The organism is Halomonas sp. AOP27-A1-41 (assembly GCF_052378605.1).
GTDB lineage: Bacteria > Pseudomonadota > Gammaproteobacteria > Pseudomonadales > Halomonadaceae > Vreelandella > Vreelandella citrativorans.
In genome coordinates, this window is record NZ_JBQSXT010000035.1 from 1 (window position 1) to 19,529 (window position 19,529).

Annotated in this window: 24 protein-coding genes and 1 pseudogene; 12 read left to right on the forward strand and 13 right to left on the reverse strand. The window is 51.4% G+C overall.

Features of this window, described 5'->3' with window-relative positions; genetic code table 11:
• On the forward strand, positions 1-448 hold a 448-nt coding region (locus ACT3TC_RS16220), incomplete at its 5' end, for a LysE family translocator (RefSeq protein WP_444640923.1).
• Here the strand turns inward: ACT3TC_RS16220 and ACT3TC_RS16225 are convergent.
• Positions 437-1,225, reverse strand: a complete 789-nt coding sequence (locus ACT3TC_RS16225; RefSeq protein ID WP_444640925.1) for a helix-turn-helix domain-containing protein — start codon at positions 1,223-1,225, stop codon at positions 437-439. The genes ACT3TC_RS16220 and ACT3TC_RS16225 overlap by 12 nt on opposite strands.
• A 202-nt stretch (positions 1,226-1,427) precedes the next feature.
• Here ACT3TC_RS16225 and ACT3TC_RS16230 point away from each other — a divergent pair, with 202 nt between their 5' ends.
• Positions 1,428-2,030, forward strand: coding sequence for a YqaA family protein (locus ACT3TC_RS16230; protein ID WP_444640926.1), 603 nt, complete (start codon positions 1,428-1,430; stop codon positions 2,028-2,030).
• A gap of 36 nt (positions 2,031-2,066) precedes the next feature.
• Here ACT3TC_RS16230 and ACT3TC_RS16235 read toward each other — a convergent pair whose 3' ends face one another.
• Complete coding sequence (locus tag ACT3TC_RS16235) at positions 2,067-2,384, reverse strand: antibiotic biosynthesis monooxygenase family protein (RefSeq protein ID WP_444640928.1); 318 nt, start codon at positions 2,382-2,384, stop codon at positions 2,067-2,069.
• 195 nt (positions 2,385-2,579) lie between these two features.
• Between ACT3TC_RS16235 and ACT3TC_RS16240 the strand changes: the two genes are divergently transcribed.
• The 5 genes and pseudogenes from ACT3TC_RS16240 to ACT3TC_RS16260 all read left to right on the forward strand — a co-directional run.
• Complete coding sequence (locus ACT3TC_RS16240) at positions 2,580-3,146, forward strand: isochorismatase family protein (protein WP_444640930.1); 567 nt, start codon at positions 2,580-2,582, stop codon at positions 3,144-3,146.
• Positions 3,121-4,104 (forward strand): GlxA family transcriptional regulator, encoded by a 984-nt coding sequence (locus ACT3TC_RS16245; RefSeq protein WP_444640931.1) that lies wholly within the window; start codon positions 3,121-3,123, stop codon positions 4,102-4,104. The genes ACT3TC_RS16240 and ACT3TC_RS16245 overlap by 26 nt, the downstream gene beginning before the upstream one ends.
• A gap of 109 nt (positions 4,105-4,213) precedes the next feature.
• Positions 4,214-5,017, forward strand: coding sequence for a helix-turn-helix domain-containing protein (locus ACT3TC_RS16250; RefSeq protein ID WP_444640933.1), 804 nt, complete (start codon positions 4,214-4,216; stop codon positions 5,015-5,017).
• Between the two features lie 50 nt (positions 5,018-5,067).
• Positions 5,068-5,523 carry a carboxymuconolactone decarboxylase family protein gene (locus ACT3TC_RS16255; protein WP_444640935.1) on the forward strand — a complete coding sequence of 152 codons (456 nt, stop codon included), beginning with the start codon at positions 5,068-5,070 and terminating at the stop codon, positions 5,521-5,523.
• Positions 5,524-5,659: 136 nt separating this feature from the next.
• A pseudogene (locus tag ACT3TC_RS16260) lies at positions 5,660-5,893 on the forward strand (SAM-dependent methyltransferase); the annotation flags it as partial.
• A 99-nt stretch (positions 5,894-5,992) separates the two neighbouring features.
• Here ACT3TC_RS16260 and ACT3TC_RS16265 read toward each other — a convergent pair.
• Positions 5,993-6,397, reverse strand: coding sequence for a DUF4019 domain-containing protein (locus ACT3TC_RS16265; RefSeq protein WP_444640937.1), 405 nt, complete (start codon positions 6,395-6,397; stop codon positions 5,993-5,995).
• Between the two features lie 355 nt (positions 6,398-6,752).
• On the reverse strand, positions 6,753-7,796 hold the full coding sequence (locus ACT3TC_RS16270) for a linear amide C-N hydrolase (RefSeq protein ID WP_192528084.1): 1,044 nt from the start codon (positions 7,794-7,796) through the stop codon (positions 6,753-6,755).
• A 272-nt stretch (positions 7,797-8,068) separates the two neighbouring features.
• On the opposite strand from ACT3TC_RS16270, the gene ACT3TC_RS16275 reads away from it, so the two are divergent.
• The 3 genes from ACT3TC_RS16275 to poxB are packed head-to-tail and all read left to right on the forward strand — an operon-like array spanning position 8,069 to position 11,733.
• Positions 8,069-8,464 carry a hypothetical protein gene (locus ACT3TC_RS16275; RefSeq protein ID WP_193053163.1) on the forward strand — a complete coding sequence of 132 codons (396 nt, stop codon included), beginning with the start codon at positions 8,069-8,071 and terminating at the stop codon, positions 8,462-8,464.
• Positions 8,465-8,485: 21 nt separating this feature from the next.
• Positions 8,486-9,988 (forward strand): malate dehydrogenase (quinone), encoded by a 1,503-nt coding sequence (mqo, locus tag ACT3TC_RS16280; RefSeq protein ID WP_444640939.1) that lies wholly within the window; start codon positions 8,486-8,488, stop codon positions 9,986-9,988.
• 8 nt (positions 9,989-9,996) lie between these two features.
• Positions 9,997-11,733, forward strand: coding sequence for a ubiquinone-dependent pyruvate dehydrogenase (poxB, locus tag ACT3TC_RS16285; RefSeq protein ID WP_444640941.1), 1,737 nt, complete (start codon positions 9,997-9,999; stop codon positions 11,731-11,733).
• A gap of 95 nt (positions 11,734-11,828) precedes the next feature.
• On the opposite strand, the gene ACT3TC_RS16290 is transcribed toward poxB, so the two are convergent.
• The 7 genes from ACT3TC_RS16290 to ACT3TC_RS16320 all read right to left on the reverse strand — a co-directional run bounded on the left by ACT3TC_RS16290 (position 11,829) and on the right by ACT3TC_RS16320 (position 15,935).
• On the reverse strand, positions 11,829-12,311 hold the full coding sequence (locus ACT3TC_RS16290) for a YehS family protein (RefSeq protein WP_087107629.1): 483 nt from the start codon (positions 12,309-12,311) through the stop codon (positions 11,829-11,831).
• 85 nt (positions 12,312-12,396) lie between these two features.
• Positions 12,397-12,819, reverse strand: a complete 423-nt coding sequence (locus tag ACT3TC_RS16295; protein ID WP_444640957.1) for a tetratricopeptide repeat protein — start codon at positions 12,817-12,819, stop codon at positions 12,397-12,399.
• 186 nt (positions 12,820-13,005) lie between these two features.
• The gene (locus ACT3TC_RS16300) at positions 13,006-13,737 is read right to left on the reverse strand and encodes an SDR family oxidoreductase (protein WP_444640943.1); all 732 of its coding nucleotides are present in this window, start codon (positions 13,735-13,737) and stop codon (positions 13,006-13,008) included.
• 56 nt (positions 13,738-13,793) lie between these two features.
• The gene (locus tag ACT3TC_RS16305; RefSeq protein WP_444640945.1) at positions 13,794-14,081 is read right to left on the reverse strand and encodes a putative quinol monooxygenase; all 288 of its coding nucleotides are present in this window, start codon (positions 14,079-14,081) and stop codon (positions 13,794-13,796) included.
• A 13-nt stretch (positions 14,082-14,094) separates the two neighbouring features.
• The gene (locus tag ACT3TC_RS16310) at positions 14,095-14,541 is read right to left on the reverse strand and encodes a GNAT family N-acetyltransferase (protein WP_444640946.1); all 447 of its coding nucleotides are present in this window, start codon (positions 14,539-14,541) and stop codon (positions 14,095-14,097) included.
• 362 nt (positions 14,542-14,903) lie between these two features.
• Positions 14,904-15,464, reverse strand: coding sequence for a flavodoxin family protein (locus ACT3TC_RS16315; protein WP_444640948.1), 561 nt, complete (start codon positions 15,462-15,464; stop codon positions 14,904-14,906).
• Positions 15,465-15,509: 45 nt separating this feature from the next.
• The gene (locus tag ACT3TC_RS16320) at positions 15,510-15,935 is read right to left on the reverse strand and encodes a VOC family protein (protein WP_444640950.1); all 426 of its coding nucleotides are present in this window, start codon (positions 15,933-15,935) and stop codon (positions 15,510-15,512) included.
• A 95-nt stretch (positions 15,936-16,030) separates the two neighbouring features.
• Between ACT3TC_RS16320 and soxR the strand changes: the two genes are divergently transcribed.
• Positions 16,031-16,510 carry a redox-sensitive transcriptional activator SoxR gene (gene soxR, locus ACT3TC_RS16325; protein WP_444640952.1) on the forward strand — a complete coding sequence of 160 codons (480 nt, stop codon included), beginning with the start codon at positions 16,031-16,033 and terminating at the stop codon, positions 16,508-16,510.
• A gap of 129 nt (positions 16,511-16,639) precedes the next feature.
• Here soxR and sugE read toward each other — a convergent pair whose 3' ends face one another.
• Entirely contained in the window at positions 16,640-16,957 is a 318-nt protein-coding gene (sugE, locus tag ACT3TC_RS16330; protein ID WP_193053173.1) for a quaternary ammonium compound efflux SMR transporter SugE, read from the reverse strand.
• Positions 16,958-17,180: 223 nt separating this feature from the next.
• On the opposite strand from sugE, the gene ACT3TC_RS16335 reads away from it, so the two are divergent.
• Positions 17,181-18,368 carry a DEAD/DEAH box helicase gene (locus ACT3TC_RS16335; protein ID WP_444640954.1) on the forward strand — a complete coding sequence of 396 codons (1,188 nt, stop codon included), beginning with the start codon at positions 17,181-17,183 and terminating at the stop codon, positions 18,366-18,368.
• A gap of 134 nt (positions 18,369-18,502) precedes the next feature.
• Here ACT3TC_RS16335 and rho read toward each other — a convergent pair whose 3' ends face one another.
• Positions 18,503-19,462, reverse strand: coding sequence for a transcription termination factor Rho (gene rho / locus ACT3TC_RS16340; RefSeq protein WP_444640955.1), 960 nt, complete (start codon positions 19,460-19,462; stop codon positions 18,503-18,505).
• Between the last annotated feature and the right edge of the window lie 67 nt (positions 19,463-19,529).

Sequence of the window (19,529 nt, forward strand, 5' to 3'; positions counted from 1 at the left end):
GTTTATAGCGCTGTTTCTAGGAATTGGCGCAGGGCTTTACTCATTGCTGACCACAGTGCCCCTGCTCGAGGTGTTACTCCGTTGGGCAGGAGTAGCATTTCTGCTTTACCTAAGTATCAAGTTAGCCATGGATGACGGCAGGCTACCTGAGCAAACAACATCGAAACCACCAGGGTTTATGACGGGCGCGATCATGCAGTGGCTAAACCCCAAGGCGTGGATTGCATCAGCCTCAGGCATTGGCGCTTATACAAACGGTAACGACCTGACGCAAATTGCCATTTTCGCTACACTGTACCTACCCATTTGCTGGTTATCGCTAGCAAGCTGGGTGTACGCGGGGGCTTTTTTAAAGCGCTATATTCAAACGCCTCAATTATTAGTGGCCATTAACCGGCTGCTCGCGGTGTTACTGGCCGCTAGCTGCCTATTTTTATTACTCGCCTAGCGATTTGCGATACTGTTTGGGAGTCGCGGCAACCAGCTGCTTAAAGGTTCTTTGGAAATGGGGCTGATCGTTAAAGCCTACCTTTAAGGCTGTTTCAATGATCGGCTTTCCCTGCTTGAGTTCACGCTGGCCAAGCTGGATTCGCCGATTAACCAGATATGCATGTGGCGTCAAACCAAAGTGTTGCTTAAACGTACGAATCAGATGCCCAGCACTATATCCGGAGTAAGCGCAAAGATCTGCCAGTGATATCTCTTTTGAGGCGTGCATATCAAGATACGCGGCCACCGCCATGAGCTCGCCCGGTACTTTTGGTTGTGGCTGGCAGGATTCTTGGGCAAGCCACTGCAACACCTCAAGCAGGTAACCGACCACCACCGTTTGCTTCTCAAGCAGGCTGCGCTGGTTATCCAGCAAGCAAGCGGCCATTGCCCGATAGCCGTGATAGAGCACAGGCTGCGATATCACCGCCGTTGCAATATCTTCCCAGCAGAGTGAAGCCAGCAGCCCGGCCTGGTAACGTAAATCGGTCAGCCAACGTGTATCTACATACAGCATCATATAAGCCCAAGGTTCATTTTCAATGGGATTACAGGCATGCACCCAATGTGGGTTCATTAGCACTAAATCACCCGTGCTAATGTTATAAGACGTATCACGGTAACTAAACGTGCTTTTACCAGCAGTCACCGCCCCTAACGACCAATGTGTATGGCTATGTGGCGCATAACAGACCTGACGCGCATCGCTGGTTTTGCGAAGCTCTATATACGGCATTTTTGGGTCACGCCAAAAAACAGGAGCTGCGAAAGGAGAAGAGTGTGGGGGCATCTGTTATATCTCAGCCAATAAGAGAAATGATGAAGAGTAAAATGATCCTACTGCCTACGTATCGCCACCTCACCACTCGCGCTAGACAATACCATGGGACTGATCCAGTATGTACCGCCGTATTAGTCCGCCGATGTAGACCCCATCCATGGCCATTATCTCAAAAAGTCCTAAAGTGTGGTTCGAGCGCATTAACGGCTCAAAGAATATGCTATGGCTATTGGGTGTGTTCTCATTCCTTGAAACCATTATTTTACCCATTCCCATTGAGCTAATACTCATCCCGCTAATGGCAGCCAACAAGCAGCGGATCTGGCTTTTGGCTACCATCACTACATTGGGCTGTCTGATCGCCTCCCTGGTGGGCTATAGCGTAGGCTTGCTGTTATTTACGTCGATAGGCACATGGTTTATCAACGTCACCGGTATGCAGGAGAGCTTTCAGGCGTTTCAACTGTTTTTTGATCAATACGGCTTCGCTGCCATTATAGCCATGGGTATCCTGCCTATCCCCTTTCCGATAGCCATGATAACTGCAGGCCTTTCGGGCTACCCTGTCTTGCTGTTCTTGCTAGCGGCATTAATTGCTCGTGGCCTTCGCTACTATGGCTTAGCCTGGCTGGTTTATCGCTTCGGTAATCGAGTGCTTTTGCTATGGAAGCGCCATGCGTTGTTTACCAGTTTGATAGGCGGCGTAATAGTGCTGTTGATTGCTCTGGGGCTACAAGCACTCACGCGCTTGATGGTGTAACCGACATAAAGCAGTAGACCAGGAAAGTAGCATCCGCTAGATACCGTAATCCCGCTCGACCTTGGCAATCCGAGTTTTAAAGTGCTGATACCACTGCTGATGCCCAAGCCGCTGTGCTTCTTTATGTTCGGCATGCGCCTTCCACGCTTTAATCGAGGCCAAATCAGCCCAGTAGGAAACCGTTACGCCCACCTCATTACGAGCCGATTCAACGCCTAAAAAACCTGGCTGCTGCATGGCTAACTCAACCATACGCTCCGCCATGTCATCATAGCCATCTTCAATACTCGTGCGCAAAGAGGTGAAAATAACGGCGTAATACGGGGGTTCTGGAGTCATTGCGATAAGGGCCATGAAGTTCTCTTGATCTAAAAACGGTTTTAAAAAGCATAACGTAGGCGAAGCAGTAGACTCCATAGCTAATTATTGGTGTTTACTCATCAAAACAATGATGTCCGATATTGTCCGATTGTTGACCGATCAGCACATCGTTCGCGTACCTGAACCCTATTAGCCTATAGCCTTTCTGCACTACTATTGAGGCTTACCATGTCACGCTCGAACACCGCACTACTCATGATCGACATACAATCCTCCTTCCCTGCGCGTGATTATTGGGTAGAATCACTTGCTAAAGCGTGGCGCCCGAACCAGCGCGCCCTGTTAAACGCGGCAAAGGCCCATCAGATTACCGTTGTACGGATACTTCATGAAGAGCCCGGCAGCCAAGGTGCATTTGACCCCGCAAACGGCCTGGTTTGTCCGCTAGAGAATTTTAACGATAAGGTGGCCGTCACGTTTAACAAGCGTGTGCATAACGCCTTTAGTGATACGCTACTTGAAAGCTGGCTGCGCGAGCGCGGCATTACCCGTCTTGTGATCAGCGGCATTCGCACCGAGCAATGCTGCGAAACCACGGCACGCGTTGCATCAGACCTTGGTTTTAGCGTCGATTTCGTTAGTGACGCCACCTTGACCTTTCCCATGACGCGCCAAGGTATCACCTGGTCGGCGGAAGATATCAAGGCGCGTACAGAGCTGGTGCTTGAAGAACGCTTTGCGCGCATCATCAACACCACGGATGTCATCAATGAGTGGCAAAGCAAGTGTGAATGAACCATTACGAATTGCGGTATTGATGATGCCGGGGCAAGTACCGCTCGACTTGATTGGCCCGCTGCAGGTATTGCAATGCGCAAGCCGTCTGTCTATCGAGATTGACGTGCGTTATATCGGCCCGGAGGAAGCCTTGCAATGGCTCGGGCCGCTATCGCTTAGCGGCATAGATACGCTGCCTGAGCAGCTAACGCATCAGCATTTACTGCTTATTCCAGGGCAATACCGCAACAGCATTGAGCCATTGGCACAGCAAACCTGTGTCGGCTGGCTCAGGGCCAACGCCCAGTACGCGGATACTGTGATGACCGTTTGTTCAGGCACGCTATTACTCGCTGAAACGGGCCTGCTAAACGGACGACGCTGCACCACCCATCACACACTGCTCGACCAGTTACGCACCAAAGCGCCCTTAGCCAAGGTACAGCGCGACTGCATCTTTATCGAAGATGGGCACTATTTAACCAGTGCGGGCATCTCGACCGGCGTCGATACCATGCTGTATTGGCTTACCCGTACATGCGGTCATCAGTTGGCCTTAAGCGTTGCGCGTGAGATGGTGCTTTACCTACGACGCAGCGGGCAAGAGCCCCAGCTGGGCGCCTGGCTTGAAGGGCGCAACCACGTGGATGAACGAATTCACCGGGTGCAAGACACCCTTTGCGCGGCTCCCTCACAGCCTTGGCGTGTGGACATGCTCGCTACACAGGCCGCCATGAGCGAACGCCATTTTCGGCGGCGGTTTAAACATCTCACCGGCATGTTGGTAGGCGATTATATTGCGGGCCTGAGACTCCAGCGCGCCAAGGCGTTAATGACCGAAACCACCTGGACACTCGCGCGCATTGCCGCTGAATCCGGGTTTGGAGATGAGCGCCAGCTGCGCAGAATCTGGTCACGGCAGGAAAGCGTGTCGCCTAGCGTATGGCGCCGTTCTCAGCTACCCATACCGATTTGAGTATTGAGAGCTTCACTGCCCAAACAGTGCCACTTTCGTAGCCTATGTATTTGCAGTTTAATACAGGCCATGCGATGAAGCCCGTTCATCAACGAAGCAGGTTGTCACTATGGCCAATTTTATTCTGCCCGGTAACGCCGTTCATTTGAATTTCCAGCAGCGCCTGCCCAACACCAACCTTCGCACATGGGTGCAATGCCTTTGGTCGATGGGCGGGCAAAACACCCTTGCGCACCCCATCGTAGAAAAGCTTTACCCCGATGCAGGCGCCAGCCTCACCATTCACCTTGGAAGCTCTCGTCCCATCGTCACGCTCTGCTTTAACAGACACATGTTGCTTGAGACGTTTGATACGTCCACCCCCCGGATGGGCATTCGGTTTAAACCGACCAGTATGTATAGTCTCCTGGGCTTAGCCCCGGAACAGTGTATAGACGCGCATCTTTGCTTGGGCGATGACATAACCCCCTCCTGGATGGACAGTTTAATGCCGGTGGTGGAGCGCCTTTATCAGCTTGATGCACCCAAAGGATTAGCCCTGCTTGAAACATGGCTTCTGGATTTACTCAAAAGTCGACTAACGAGTAACAGCCCTGTGCCAGGAATCATCCAGGCCATTAACCAGTTACAGCTCCCACCTGAGCAGTTAGCTGCCAATGTTGGGTTAACACGACGCACCCTGGAGCGTCGATTAAAACGTGAAGTTGGTGTCTCGCCTGGCGCATTGGTGACGTATGCTCGACTCAACCGAGCGCGACTGTGCTTACTTGAAGCTGACCGGCCGCTATCAGAAATAGCGCTCCACTGTGGCTACTATGATCAACCGCACTTTACCCACGCCTTCCAATCATTTACCAACGAAACACCCGCCTCTTACCGCCAGCGCAAGTTGTCGCAAATTTACAAGGCGTAGTACGCACACCTTTATATGCTGAGACCTCATCAATCAACGAGGTCACTGCCATGTCTCAGCGTCTTTCTCGACAAGCCGTTTACAAGCTAACTCCTCGCCTTGCTAAACATTTGGTGCCTCTGGGCGAAGTAGCGGCTAATAGCGCGGTAACGCCTGCCATCATCCACCTCGTTCAGCTACGCGTTTCCCAGATCAACCAGTGCTGCTTCTGCCAGCATATGCATACTCAGGAAGCCCGAGACGACGGCGAGCATCAGGTAAGACTGGATGTACTGCCTGCCTGGCGGGAAGCCCCCTGCTTCAATAAACAGGAACGTGCAGCCCTTGAGTGGGCCGAAGCGCTTACCTTAATCAGCCAACAGTCTGTTAGCGACAGCGTCTACCAGAATGCTCTGGCTGCCTTTGGCGAACAGGACCTTCTTGAGCTGACCACGGTGATTCTAGCCATTAATAGTTGGAACCGGGTGGCGGTAAGTATGCAGTTTGTGCCTGACATCTCACTATAAACCGAAAAAGACATCGCAAGCCTGTGCGACGGCCTGCGATGTCTTGATCAAAATCCCCCTCCGCACGGCTGGCTTCTAAAAGCCACTCCACTCGTTTACTATGCGCCACCCTCACTCCCAAGCTACCCAGGCCGCCATGTCCTTTAACGCACTCTATACCGACCTTTCTGGCTATTACGATGTGATGTGCGGAAACATCGACTACCGGGCGCAAAGCAACGCCGTGCAAAGGCTTCATCACATTTTTGGTACCGGTGGCAACCTTCACCTAGATGTAGCGTGTGGTACCGGGTCCCATGTTCGCCATTTTATTGATAATGGCTATGTGAGCAGCGGTTTGATTAACCAGCCCATGCTGGATATTGCCGCCATCACGCCGTGGAACAACACTTCGGGGAACGCCATTTTTGCCTGCGTGAAGATTCAACACCCCACGGTTGTAGCAACGGGGCAATCCACTTGTTGCTGATCAGTTCACATAGTATCCACTTACTTTCCAAACGCCGCCTTCAAAGTGCGGCGTAATGGTTTCGGTAATATCAGACTTGTTGGCAAAACGCGTCTGATAGATGAACTTTTTGTAGTCATTTTTGGGAGCGCCGGGCATAGAGGTTTGCGTGATGACGCGTGTGCGGCTTCTTGACTCCACCGATCCGAAGTCACGGCGCGCTGCGCTAATGATCCGCTCCAGCATACTGGGCGAAAGCGGACTCTTAAGAAGCGGTGATGACTCCTCCCAAGCCAGCTCATACTCGCCACTATCGATTGCATCAAGCCATGCCAGCGCCGCGGCCTCAGCCGCATCGGTATTCGCTTGAGCATAAGGTGCCAGCATTAGCAGGGCTGTAATGAAACAGATCACGATTTTTGGCATGGATAACTCTGGGCAGCGATCAGTAAATAGGTGTGCTTAATTTAATATCGGTACCAGTCGCCATTACTTTAGGGTTTGTACGAAAAGTCGCTGAGCGAAGGCCAGACAAGGCAAAATCAGCGAAAAAACGGAGTTTACATGTGTAAATGAGTATTTTGAGCTGATTTTTAACGCCGTATGGTCGAGCGCAAGCAGTTTTCGTACCAAGCCTAGTATTAATCATAATAATCGAACAAGCTAACCGCAGTTTTTTCTATCTCTTGGCTTTATTAAGTAAGAGAAAGCCCCCTGCGCTAACCGCGACACAGGGGGCTATTTCATGCGCTAACTAGCAAAAAAATGCCCTTAACGCACCTTACAGGCCAGCAAACTCAAAAGGCTCGGCGTCCTCAAACGCGTTGACCGTATTGCCTGCATAAACACTGTTATTCTTGAGGCTCAGTTTGCGAACAGGCGCGCCCTCAGTAAAGTCGGCATCCTTCATATCCACCCAAAACGTGTTAGGCGTAAGTGCCGTCTCGAAATAATAAACAAGGTGTTTCTGATCAGATACCGCTCTCCACCTGGTGGAAGAAATATTCGGCTCCTCTTCTGATGAGATGCCGAAAGGAACAGACGCATTGCGAATCACGCTAAATGCACTGCCAACAGCGACTCTTGTATCGCTCGTTTTAGGGATGGCATCCATGTAGAACGACGCTCTGACAAATCGATCTGCGGCACGGTTTGTGCCAGGCAGCATGACCAAACCACCGATCTGTCTCCAGTAGTCATCCAGCGTCAGTTGCTGCTCGAAGGTGGGCGAGTTTGTCACCACATTGTATGACGTATCGTGATGAATAGTGAGTTTACCGCCGATATACTCAAATATTGCGCTATCACCCTTGGCATCTGAAATTGACAAGTGAAGCGTAGCAAATCGAGTGGTGCCCGGTATTTCAGCAGAGACGACCACAAAAGGCTCATCGCGCAGCGCCTCCACCGCCTCATCAACGGTCGCAAAATTATCCAAAACATACTGGACCCAGGCAGCCACGGAAAGCCCCTCGTCATCCGGCCCAAATTCAGGATACTCTGCCTCAGCAAGCCATAGCAGGTTAGCCACCAAGCCTTTTTCGTTCATGCCATCAGTGCTTGAGATATCAAACGCGCTAGTAACGACACTTCCATACTGGGATGTCCAAGTAACGGAGTTGGGTCCAGCCGCACCATCGCGCTCCATCCCCTTTGGAAACAGCCATAGGTTCGGATGTATTTCGTCCCTCCAATCCATGGAGCGCGCCGTGATAATCATGTCATCAGGGCCCTGATATACCGCGCGCGTGCATGCATCCGCTGTGATGGCCACGAACAAGGCACACATGCTTGCCGCTAGCGTTAATTTTTTTTTGATTCCCATGGTGGTTTCCTTTTATTTAAAAACGTTATAGAGCCTGCCAGAGATAATTGGCGGCTAACAGGAAAAGCGCCAATCCCTTTTTTATAAAAAGAATAGCGGCATGGAATCCCCAGCCCATGCCCATATTGAAAATATCAAATCCACTTCACCTTAGGCATAAATTTAGCTTTGGTCACGCACCTTATTGCACAAAATCCGAACTAGTATTTAAACTCAGATGATTGTTCTATTTTTCATCATGTTTTGTCACTACTCACAACCAGGAGTCAGTAATGTTCCGATGCGTAAGGTTATGGACAGGCAGTAACCATCAATCGTGTTTTGAAGAAGGATGGATCGATCTTCCCAAAGGCGAGCGCCATGACTTGCTCAGTGATGTCATCGAAACGACCAGTATCTCCTTTCGCGAAACAAGCGAAGGCGGCAGCTTTAGCTGGCATGACGCTCCCAACCGCCAATTCGTCTTAACGCTTAGCGGCACACTCACTTTCGAGACGCGCACGGGCGACTCATTCACGCTGCACCCCGGCGACATTTTATTGGCGGAAGACACCACAGGCGGCGGCCACCGCTGGCATCTAATCGATAACCAGCCTTGGCGACGCGTGTATGCCATAGTGCCTCAGGATATAGACCTTCCTTTTATCAGCGCATCAAGCAAGTGTTGAGTTCCTAAGCGGAGAACGTTCATGCCTACATCAGCACAGATTCCCGAGCGGGCAGATATTGTAATGGTCGGCGCTGGCATAATGAGCGCCACGCTCGCAACCCTCCTCAAAGAGCTAGAGCCTTCACTCAAGATTGTGGTACTGGAAACGCTGAAAGATTGCGCCCAGGAAAGCTCCAATGGTTGGAATAACGCAGGTACCGGACATGCCGCCAACTGCGAAATGAACTACACCCCTGCTCGCTCAGACGGCACGGTTGATATCAGCAAGGCGCTGGAGGTCAACACAGAGTTCGATATTTCACGCCAACTCTGGACCTACCTGGTCAAGAAAGGGGCCATTCCCAACCCCCAGGCGTTTATCAATCCCTGCCCGCACATGAGCTTTGTTTGGGGAGAGGATAACGTCAACTATCTACGCCAGCGCTTTAAACAGATGTCATCGCACCACTGCTATCGCGGGATGGAATATAGCGAAGACCCTGCGCAGATAGAGCAGTGGACCCCGCTCATCATGGAAGGACGCAGCGATGGCGAGCCCGTCGCGGCGACGCGTATCATATCAGGGTCTGATGTCGACTATGGCGCGCTTACTCACCTGCTGTTCGACCATTTGTCGCAGCAATCCGGGTTCGAAATTCACTACCTGAAGCACGTGCAGGATATTACCCGCCAAAACGACAACCGCTGGTGCGTGGAAATACACGATACGCACAGCAAGCACCATGAAAGCATTCAGGCCGGATTCGTGTTTATCGGTGCGGGTGGCGGCGCTATCGAACTGCTGCAAAAGTCTGGTATCCCTGAAGGGCATGGTTACGGCGGCTTCCCCGTCAGTGGTATTTGGCTACGCTGCGATATAGACAGCATTAGCGAACGTCACCACGCCAAGGTGTACGGCAAGGCAGCCCATGGCTCGCCCCCGATGTCAGTTCCCCACCTGGATACGCGCATTATTGGTGATAAAAAATCGCTGCTCTTCGGCCCTTACGCCGGTTTTTCATCGCGCTTTCTCAAGCAAGGTTCTCTGACCGACATGTTCCGTTCGGTACACCTGGATAATGTGATTCCCATGCTTGATGTTGCAAAGGATAACTGGCAACTAACGGAGTATCTGGTCTCCCAAGTGCTGCAAAGCAAGAACCATCAATTTGAGATGCTGCGCCAATACTACCCTATGGCACGCCATCATGACTGGACCCACGCCGTGGCGGGGCAGCGCGTGCAAATCATTAAACCCAGCCATGAGAAAGCCGGTGTGTTGGAGTTTGGCACCGAGCTAATCTCCTCGTCCAATCACTCCCTCGCCGCGTTACTAGGCGCTTCTCCTGGCGCATCAACGGCGGCCTTTATCGCGCTAGAGGTATTGGAGAAATGCTTTGCCGACAAGCTAACCGATGATGGCTGGCTCCCCCAGCTCAAGACGATCATTCCCACCTACGGCATCGACCTTAAAACGGATAAAGAGGCCTGCTACAACACGCGCAAGCAAACAGCCGCAACGTTAAACCTGAACTTTGTTTGAGGTCTCTCATGTCTATCAAAAACGTATCTGATTTAGTGATCGAAACGCTGGTGGAAAGTGGTGTTGAGCGGATCTACGGCGTTGTCGGCGACAGCCTGAATGGCCTAACCGAGGCCATACGCGAGCGGCCCAGCATCGAATGGGTGGGCCTACGCCATGAGGAAGTTGCCGCATTCGCGGCCAGCGGCGAATCACAACTAACCGGTAGCCTGGCCGTTTGTGCAGGCTCTTGCGGCCCCGGCAACTTGCACCTTATCAACGGCTTGTTCGATGCCCACCGCACGCGCACGCCGGTGTTGGCCATTGCCGCGCATATTCCCTCTTCAGAGATCGGCGGCGGCTACTTTCAGGAAACCCACCCCCAAGAACTGTTTCGTGAATGCAGCCACTACTGCGAGCTGGTCTCCGACGCCAGCCAATTACCTTATGTACTGGACAATGCCATTCGCGCCGCCGTTGGGCAGCGTGGCGTTGCGGTCGTGGTGCTGCCTGGTGATGTTGCGCTGCGCACCTCACCGGTTAAAACGATAACGCCGCGCCATGGCTTATTACCCCCCACGCCACGTGTAGTGCCCGCCAAAACCGAAGTGGAAGCACTCGCCAAACTGCTCAACGATGCAGAGCGCATTACGCTCTTCGCTGGCCGAGGCTGCGCCGGTTCACACGCCCAGCTAATGCAATTGGCCGATGCGCTTAAGAGCCCCATCGTGCACGCACTCGGCGGCAAAGAGCACGTCGAATATGACAACCCCTACGATGTCGGCATGACCGGCTTTATCGGGTTTTCATCAGGTTACGCGGCCATGCAGGAGTGCGACCTGCTGCTGATGCTGGGCACGGATTTTCCGTATAAACAGTTTTTACCGCAAAAGACCAACGTCGTGCAGGTCGATATTCGCCCTGAAAACCTGGGCAGACGTGCCAAGCTGGCATTGGGCGTGGTCGGCGATATCGGGTTAACCATTGAGGCCATTCTGCCGGAGCTTCATACGCGCACTGACCGGCACTTTCTGGATGCAGCGCTGGCTCACTACGTTAAAGCGCGCGAAGGGCTGGACAAACAGGCGCAAAACCACTCGGCCCACTCACCTATCCATCCACAGTATCTTGCGCGCTTGTTGAGCGAAAAGGCCAATGAGGATGCGATTTTTACTGCCGATGTAGGAACGTGCACGGTCTGGTCGGCACGCTACCTTAAAATGAACGGTCAACGTCGTCTTATCGGCTCGTTCTCGCATGGCTCGATGGCTAACGCCATGCCTCAGGCGATTGGCATTCAGTACGCGCAGCCGGGTCGGCAAGTGATTACGTTCTCCGGCGACGGTGGCCTTTCCATGCTGATGGGCGATTTACTGTCACTTAAACAGCACAACATTCCGATCAAAATCGTCATCTTTAATAATGGAGTACTCGGCTTCGTTGCGCTTGAAATGAAAGCAGCCGGTTTCATTAATACGGGCGTAGACCTGGATAATCCCGACTTTGCTGCCGTTGCAAGCGCAATGGGCATTTATGCCCGTCGTGTTGAAAACCCTGGCGAGCTGGCCGACGCCATCGATAGCGTATTAGCCCACGACGGCCCCGCCGTGCTTGATGTAGTGATAGCCAAACAAGAGTTGGTACTGCCGCCCACCATCGGCATAGAGCAAGTCAAAGGGTTTAGCCTCTGGGGGCTACGTGCCGTCATGGATGGCAGCATGCACGAAGTAATTGATCTGGCCAAAACCAACCTGCTAAAGCGTTAAGTTCTGTTTAAAAAACGCTTAAAAGCAAATGGCCATTCGCATTGAATGGCCATTTTTTACTTCTGAACCCTGTAAATCACAGCGGCGTGACAACCTCAGACCTCTTCTGAACCCTTGGATTCAGGGCGTTGCTGGAACTGAAGACCCATTAAAAAATTACGCAACACCTGGTCTTTACACTCGCGATAATTTTTATGGGTAGGCTTACGAAAAAAAGCGCTTAACTCGTGGTTGCTTAACCGAAACTCGGCCTGCTCAAAAATAGCTAAAATATCGTCGGCTTTTAAATTCAGCGCAATGCGCAGCTTCTGGAACACCATATTGTTGTTCAAGTTACTTTCTGGCGCGGGCTGCTCGCCGTCGCGCTTCCCACGCTTATAGCTAATAAATCCGTTAAGAAACGCGGCCAACTCGCGGTCTCTCATCTTGAGGAATTTTTCGTCTTCCTCCTTTTTCAGCCACCCGGACACCTGCTCCTCAGATACTGTGAACTCTGCCAGCGCAAAAACTTTCAATACGGCAGTATCTTTTAAATCAAAGCAGTACCGGATACGGCGAAAAATATCATTATTGGTCAAACGACAGCTCCTGGTCTTAGGAAAACCCAGCACAATCCCGCTGGATGTGCATTTATCAAGATCATCATGGTAACAACAAAGCCCGCTATTTCGCTGTCAGTTTTTCAAGCAGCTCACCAATTTCTGCTTTCAAATCTTTATCTTCAATCTTGTTGGCGCTGATTTTGGCATTTTGCAGATGTTGAATAGCAGCCTCTTCCTGGCCCAACTCAACCTGCAGGGTCGCCATTGAAAAACCGATAGACGACAGGTGGTCTTTAGCATTGGCGACCTCGGCTTTGCGAAGCGCCTTTTCATACATCACCAGCGCATCATCCAGCTCTTCGGTAAAATCCGCCAACGTTTCCCACTGCTCCGGATGATCCTTATCGGTATCTTCATGCTCGATACAAATAGCGTTCAGCTCTGCATAAAGCGAATCAAACGTCTCTCGATCGTCCTTCTCTGCCGCCTTCATCAGCTTTTCAGCCAACTCATAAACGGCCTTGTAAATTTTGGTATTGATCATGTCAGCTACCTTCAACAGTAAAATGAGAATCGACTGATAAACTCGCCGATACGACCCGATATGCGCGCCCACACTACGGCAATTGGCGATGGGGCGCATTATACCCATGAAGCGCTCTCTTGAAGGTTTTTCCGACAGTAACGTCGAGTTGGCGATTGAAAAAAACCTCTACTCGCTTAAGACAAACTACCGACCACCCGCAATATCAATAAACGAGCCGGTCACATAAGAAGCCTCATCCGATAGAAGCCAAGTGATAGCCTGAGCAACCTCTTCAGGGGTGCCGCCACGTTTTAAAGGGATTTGGGGCGCCAAGCGCTCAACCCGCCCCGGTTCCCCGCCATCGGCATGCATATCCGTATGGATAAAGCCTGGCCGCACTCCGTTAACGCGAATACTCCTGTCAGCAAGCTCAAGAGCCAAGCCTTTGGTCATCGAATCCATCGCACCTTTTGATGTGGCATAGTCAATATACTCAAACGGCGCACCGGTGCGTGCCGCAGCGGAAGAGACATTGACAATCGCGCCCGCTCCCTCTGCCTGATTGATAAATGCCTTCGAACACAGAAAAGCACTCATCACGTTGGCGTTCAACACCTTCTGGAAGCGCTCAGCACTAATATCGGTAAACACAGACTGGGTATATAGAATGCCCGCGTTATTAACCAAGTGCGTTACTTTTCCCAACCGCTTTCGGGTTGCCTCAAACAGTGAATGCACTTCACTTTCCACTGAAACATCCGCCTGGAAGACCATCGCTCTACCGCCCGCTTCAATAATATGCGTCGCCACTGCGTCTGCTGCTGCTTTATTTTTAAGGTAGTTAACGCAAACGGCATACCCTTGGCCCGATAACATAATTGAAGTAGCGGCGCCAATACCGCGCCCTCCTCCAGTTACGATGGCGACTTTATTCACAAGAATTCCTCGAAAAGTGGTGATGTTAAGGGGTTACCTTGCAGCGAGGGCGCATCTCAGGCAAGTTTTACTGCGTCGCAAAACCGCCTATCGACGCCTCTCTTGATTAGTAAAAGATACGATAGCCTACTCAAACACATCGTATGTTCCCCAAAGGCTTTGCGGTCAATAAATTCCTCATAAACATCAAAACGGCACGGGTCAGTTTTATCTTGAGTAACCTTAAACGTTATGCAGCCTGGCTCCTCAAGAGTAAGTTGGCGGTGAGTGTTAAGTTCGGCTTGCACGCCATCAAGATCGCTACCGGGAACCTCGATAAACCCTTTTAAGGTTACTTTTGCCACTGAACTCACCTTTTTATAGCGTTACGTACAGCCGCAACGCGTCTTGATGCTGTATGCCATCTTCAAGAATCGGCTCAGGGTAATTATTCAAAAAATAGTTTTTAACCACATGATCAACTCTAAACCCATGGCGTTGGTAATAGGTCAGCTGATATCCAAAAGTGCCAGTGCTTAATTCCACACGCTGTATTTTTTTGCTTACTAACTCAGACAAGACAAAGCTCAGTAGTCCAGAACCAAGGCCCTGCTGCTGAAATTCCGGGTAAACCGCGATATTAAATATTTCAGCGATGTTGGTGTTAATAGGTTTTGTGACACAGGCACCAACGACGTTTCCGTTTAGCTTTGCCGCGAAGCACCAAGCGCCATTCAGATACGATGCGATACTCTGCTCAGAAGGATCGGCTTCCAGTAAAAGCTGGGTGGAAACGTCGCTGGCGTTGACTTCTAGATAGTCCATTCTTATCTCAAGCCCATAACGATGGAGATTAGTACCGCTGAGTTACAGCATTCATGGCAGCCCTTATTGGCTACCCATGTACTCCAAAATTTCATACGAGTAGACATGCTTAAACGCCCCTGTGATGTCGATTCCTATTTCAAATAAAGGCAGTATGATAATTATGCCTGTAACCCCGTGCGCCCTTGCATGTTCCACCCCACTTTAGTGCCGCTTCATGGAAAGCTTTAACTTCACCTTATGTTTTAGCGCGAGATGCTTACGAAGCTCACTATTTATTAAACACTTGTCATATTCAATGTGCTGTCATTCAATGCACCGCTCTGTTTCATAGCGTTTCACAAATTCGCGCTTTTCCTCCTTCACGCCGCGAGCTTTTGAGCGGTTTGTACTACCCGCTGACCTAAATAACGCGCAGTAAGTAAGTCCGTTTCATTGAGATCAGTATCCACGGAATGGGCAATAAGCCCGGACTGCGCACCAAGCCTGTTACGCATTGCAGGATCATAATTACCCGGTGTATCCAGACCCACCCAAAACATACCGTGCTGACTAGCGAACACTTGCAGGTACTGAATGGTATTCAGTTGATCACCACTTAAGTTAGCACCAATGGTAAAACCAGCGGCAATTTTGTTTGCCCATGCTTGTCTTGCCCACCACTCACTTGTGGCATCCGTAAACGCTTTAAACTGTGCTGATACGCAGCCCATATAAGTAGGTGAGCCAAAGATAATCGCATCAGCATTATCGAGTTGCCGCAGCAGCTCGGTGTTACGAAAACGCCCTTCAACAATATCGGCGCCAACAATTTCTACTGCGACCACTTCAACACCAGGTTCCATTGCAGCACCTGATGCAATCGAGTGGGCCAGCTTTTTGGTAGTGCCTGTTACAGAATGAAAAATCACGACGACTTTCACTACAGTATCTCCCTTCCGTTGCTCTGATTCTTTCTACACTGCTGGTTACTGCGCATCGCGATTTAAATTACGCTCTGCCGGGATGTCGCTCAGATACTCAACAAACTCCACCTCAAACCCCGCGGGGTCAACGAAGTAAACGTTTTTACGAAACGGCTCGGTGGCACCCGGTTTGGCAACGGCAAAGCCCGCGTTATTTAATCGAGCCACTACGGCATCCAGGTTATCGGTCACGTAGGCAAAGTGAGCCAAACCCACACTATGGCCTTCCAGCGCTCGGTTCTGCCCTTCGCCATGGTCGCTTAACGCCAGGTAATGTTTGTCATCACCAAAGTGCACCCATTTGCGTGGCTTGCCGTACCACTCACCCTGCCCCTCATCGCGTATATGCCAGTGGGGGAAGGCAGCGCGGTAAAACTCCAGCATGGCATTCATATCAGCAACGACCAGATTCACGTGTTCCAGGTACATGTTGTTCTCCTTGCGTGGGTTCGGATAAAAGGTTAAAACCTCAACCCAAGTTGAGGTAAAGCTTTTTTTGAACCAGAAGAAAAACGGGAGCGAGAATGGCGGAGGCAAACTGGAGTGTCGGCAAAGTCGCCAAGCGCTGCGGCATTAATATCAGCGCCCTGCACTTTTACGAACAGCAGGGGCTCATTCAAAGCTCGCGCAATGCGGGCAACCAACGCCGCTATAAACCGGAGGTGCTAAGGCGCATTTCAGTGATTAAAGCCGCGCAAAAAGTGGGCGTCAGCCTGGACGAGGTCAAGCAAGCTTTCGAGTCACTGCCCAATAACCGCACGCCCACGGTGGAAGATTGGCAGCAACTTTCCAAGAACTGGCAGCGCATGCTGGATGGCCGCATTGCCTACCTGCAAACGCTGCGCAATAACCTCAGCGGCTGTATCGGCTGCGGCTGTTTAAGCATGACCCGCTGCCCGCTGTATAACCCAGATGATGAGTTGGCGGAGGCGGGTAGTGGCCCAGTACTGTTGGATCAGGCGGAGGAGCGGGCTGCCGGTGATGAACACGATCAAGCGTCATGAACAATAACGCTGGCATTAACAGAGCAGATTTCGACAACGTACTTTCAACAACGTACTCCCGGTGGCCTTTCGGGTAGCACACCCCGGTACGCTTAATGAACGGGCAGCCACTAGCGGTTTCCATGGATATCAGGCGTGGGCAAGTTTAAGCCCGACAAGCCCCGCAACGATCAGCGTTAAACTCATTAGTTTGAGTACGCCCAAAGATTCGCCAAACAGCACGATGCCTAAAATGGCTGTTCCCACTGCGCCAATCCCTACCCATATCGCGTAAGCGGTACCCACGGGCAGGGTTTTCAGCGCCAGGCCCAGCAGTAGAAAACTCGCCACTAGCGAAAGTAGCGTCCAGGCAGTCGGCCAGAGTTTTGTAAAGCCCACCGAATATTTCAGCCCGATGGCCCAGCCGATCTCCAGAAGACCCGCTACAAACAATATAAACCAGCTCATGTATTCCTCTTCGTCGATTGCTTAATCAATTCTCTGACTCGATTATCTCATAATGGCGCACGGCGTTGCGGGTCAGCCTGCCCTATTCGGAATTTGAATGCGGAGCAGCAAGGCATGTGCAAAGTTCACGCAACACGGTAAATCAGCGCTACTACAAGCACTACGTTATACTGCGGCATATTTTTATTTCGACACCCCTTACGACATCCCGTCAGAGCCCCCTATGTCATTTGCAAAACTAGGCTTATCCAGCCCACTTGTTCAAGCGATTACCGAACTTGGTTACAAAGCCCCAACGCCCATTCAGGAACAGGCGATTCCTGCCATTCTTTCGGGTAACGATTTAATCGCCACCGCACAAACCGGAACAGGCAAAACCGCTGCCTTCGTTCTGCCTCTGCTGGAAAGATTCACTACAGCGGGAACGCTACGCGGCAAACGCATACGTGCGCTGATCCTCGTACCGACCCGTGAGCTAGCGGTTCAGGTTGAAGCCAGTGTCGCTCAATACGCTAAACATCTTCACTTAACGTCTATGGCGGTGTATGGCGGTGTGGATAGCGAACCTCAAAAGCAGCGACTAATTAAAGGGATTGATATCCTCGTCGCCACACCGGGCAGATTGCTGGATTTGGCGCATCAGCGTGCGCTGCACTTTGACGAACTCAAAGCCATGGTGTTGGACGAAGCGGACAGAATGGTCGACATGGGTTTTGTCGACGATATCAACAAAATCATAGAACGCCTGCCTGAAAACCGTCAGAACCTGCTGTTTTCGGCCACCATAAATGGCGACGTTCGGGCGCTGGCCTACGGTTTTTCAGACAGCAAGATGACCGACCTGGCGTCTGAAATATCCATTTCTCCCAACATTCGCGCCGCCGCTAATATCAAACAATGGCTAATCACCGTAGACAAAGACACCAAGTCCGCCCTGCTGAGCCACCTGATTAACGAGCAAGCGTGGGATCAAGCGCTTATTTTTATCGAGAAAAAACACGGCGCGGCCAAGCTGGTTGACCAACTCGCAAAGCGTGGCATCAAAGCGGATTCCATTCATGGCGACAGAAGCCAGGCCATGCGCGAAAAGATTTTGGCGCAGTTCAAATCTGGCGAGCTAAAGTACCTGGTCGCCACAGGGGTTGCCGCGCGGGGCTTGGATATTGGCGAGCTAAGCCGTGTGGTGAATTACGATTTACCTTTTCAGCCAGAAGAGTACATTCACCGTATCGGTCGAACCGGCCGCGCGGGTGCCTCAGGTGAAGCCATCTCGTTTGTCGCCTTGGCTGACTTTAAAAATCTTTGCGCCATTGAAAGGCGGTTAAACAGCATCATTGAGCGCAAAGAAATTGAAGGCTTTCCGGTTCGCAAAGTAGTGCCCGCTTCAAACCTGAACTTTAAGAAAAAGTAATCGTCAAACCTTACCAATGAAGCTCACCTCTTAACGAATAAAAGGTGGGCTTCTCTGCTAAAGGCGTTTGCAATTAAGGCCTGTTTTACCAAACTACGGGTAAGCAGTCTGGCCGCTAAAGGTCTTCCTAACGACTAGGCGGAGCCTGGTGAAAACGCGTCCAATAGCTCGGCATTGGTTGGATATTTCTTCAATAGCTCAAACAGCTTCTGCGCGCCTTCGGCTGGTTTAAGTTGTGTCAACGCTCTACGCAGTGTGCGTAATTTTTCAATGTCTTTTGCATCAATCAAAAGCTCTTCGCGGCGGGTACTGCTTTTGGCAATATCTATCGCGGGGAAGATGCGTTGATTGGCCACGTCGCGTGACAGCACGATCTCCATATTGCCCGTGCCCTTAAACTCCTCGAAAATCACCTGATCCATACGGCTTCCCGTATCCACCAGCACGGTGACCAGAATCGTGAGCGACCCACCGTTTTCGATCTTCCTCGCGGCGCCAAACAGCTTGCGCGGTATTTCCATCGCTCGGGCATCCAGCCCACCCGACATGGTGCGGCCATTGCCCCGCTGCTCGGCGTTATGAACGCGTGAAAGCCTAGTCAGCGAATCGATCACGATCATCACATCGTGCCCCTCACCCGCTTGCTTACGCGCCGCCTCAAGGAGCTTATCGGCCATACGCACATGGTGTGTGTAGGTTTCATCTGAAGAGGATGCATGTACCTCTGCCGACACGCTGCGCTTGAAATCCGTCACTTCTTCCGGGCGCTCATCGATCAGCAAGGCATACAACTTGATATCCGGGTGCGCCTCGGCCACGGCTTGGCATATATGTTTGAGCAACGTCGTTTTGCCGGAGCCTGGCGGTGCGACGATCAAGCCACGCTGCCCCATTCCGATGGGCGTGATCAAATCCATCGCCCGCACGCTGCGCTGGCTGGAACCCGGCTCTAAATGAATGCGTGGGGACGGATGAATAGCGACGCCGTTTAAAAAGCGTTTTTCGGGGTCATCGGGGGATTGATCTTCAACGTCGTCAGAGGGCTTGGCCTCTTGCTGCCTTTTGACTTTCAAGCCTAGTGTTTTTCTCGTCATAAGATCGGTGGATCGCCTTGGGTAAGCAGGGGTTATAGAGTACTGAATTTATCAAATAGCTGCATCA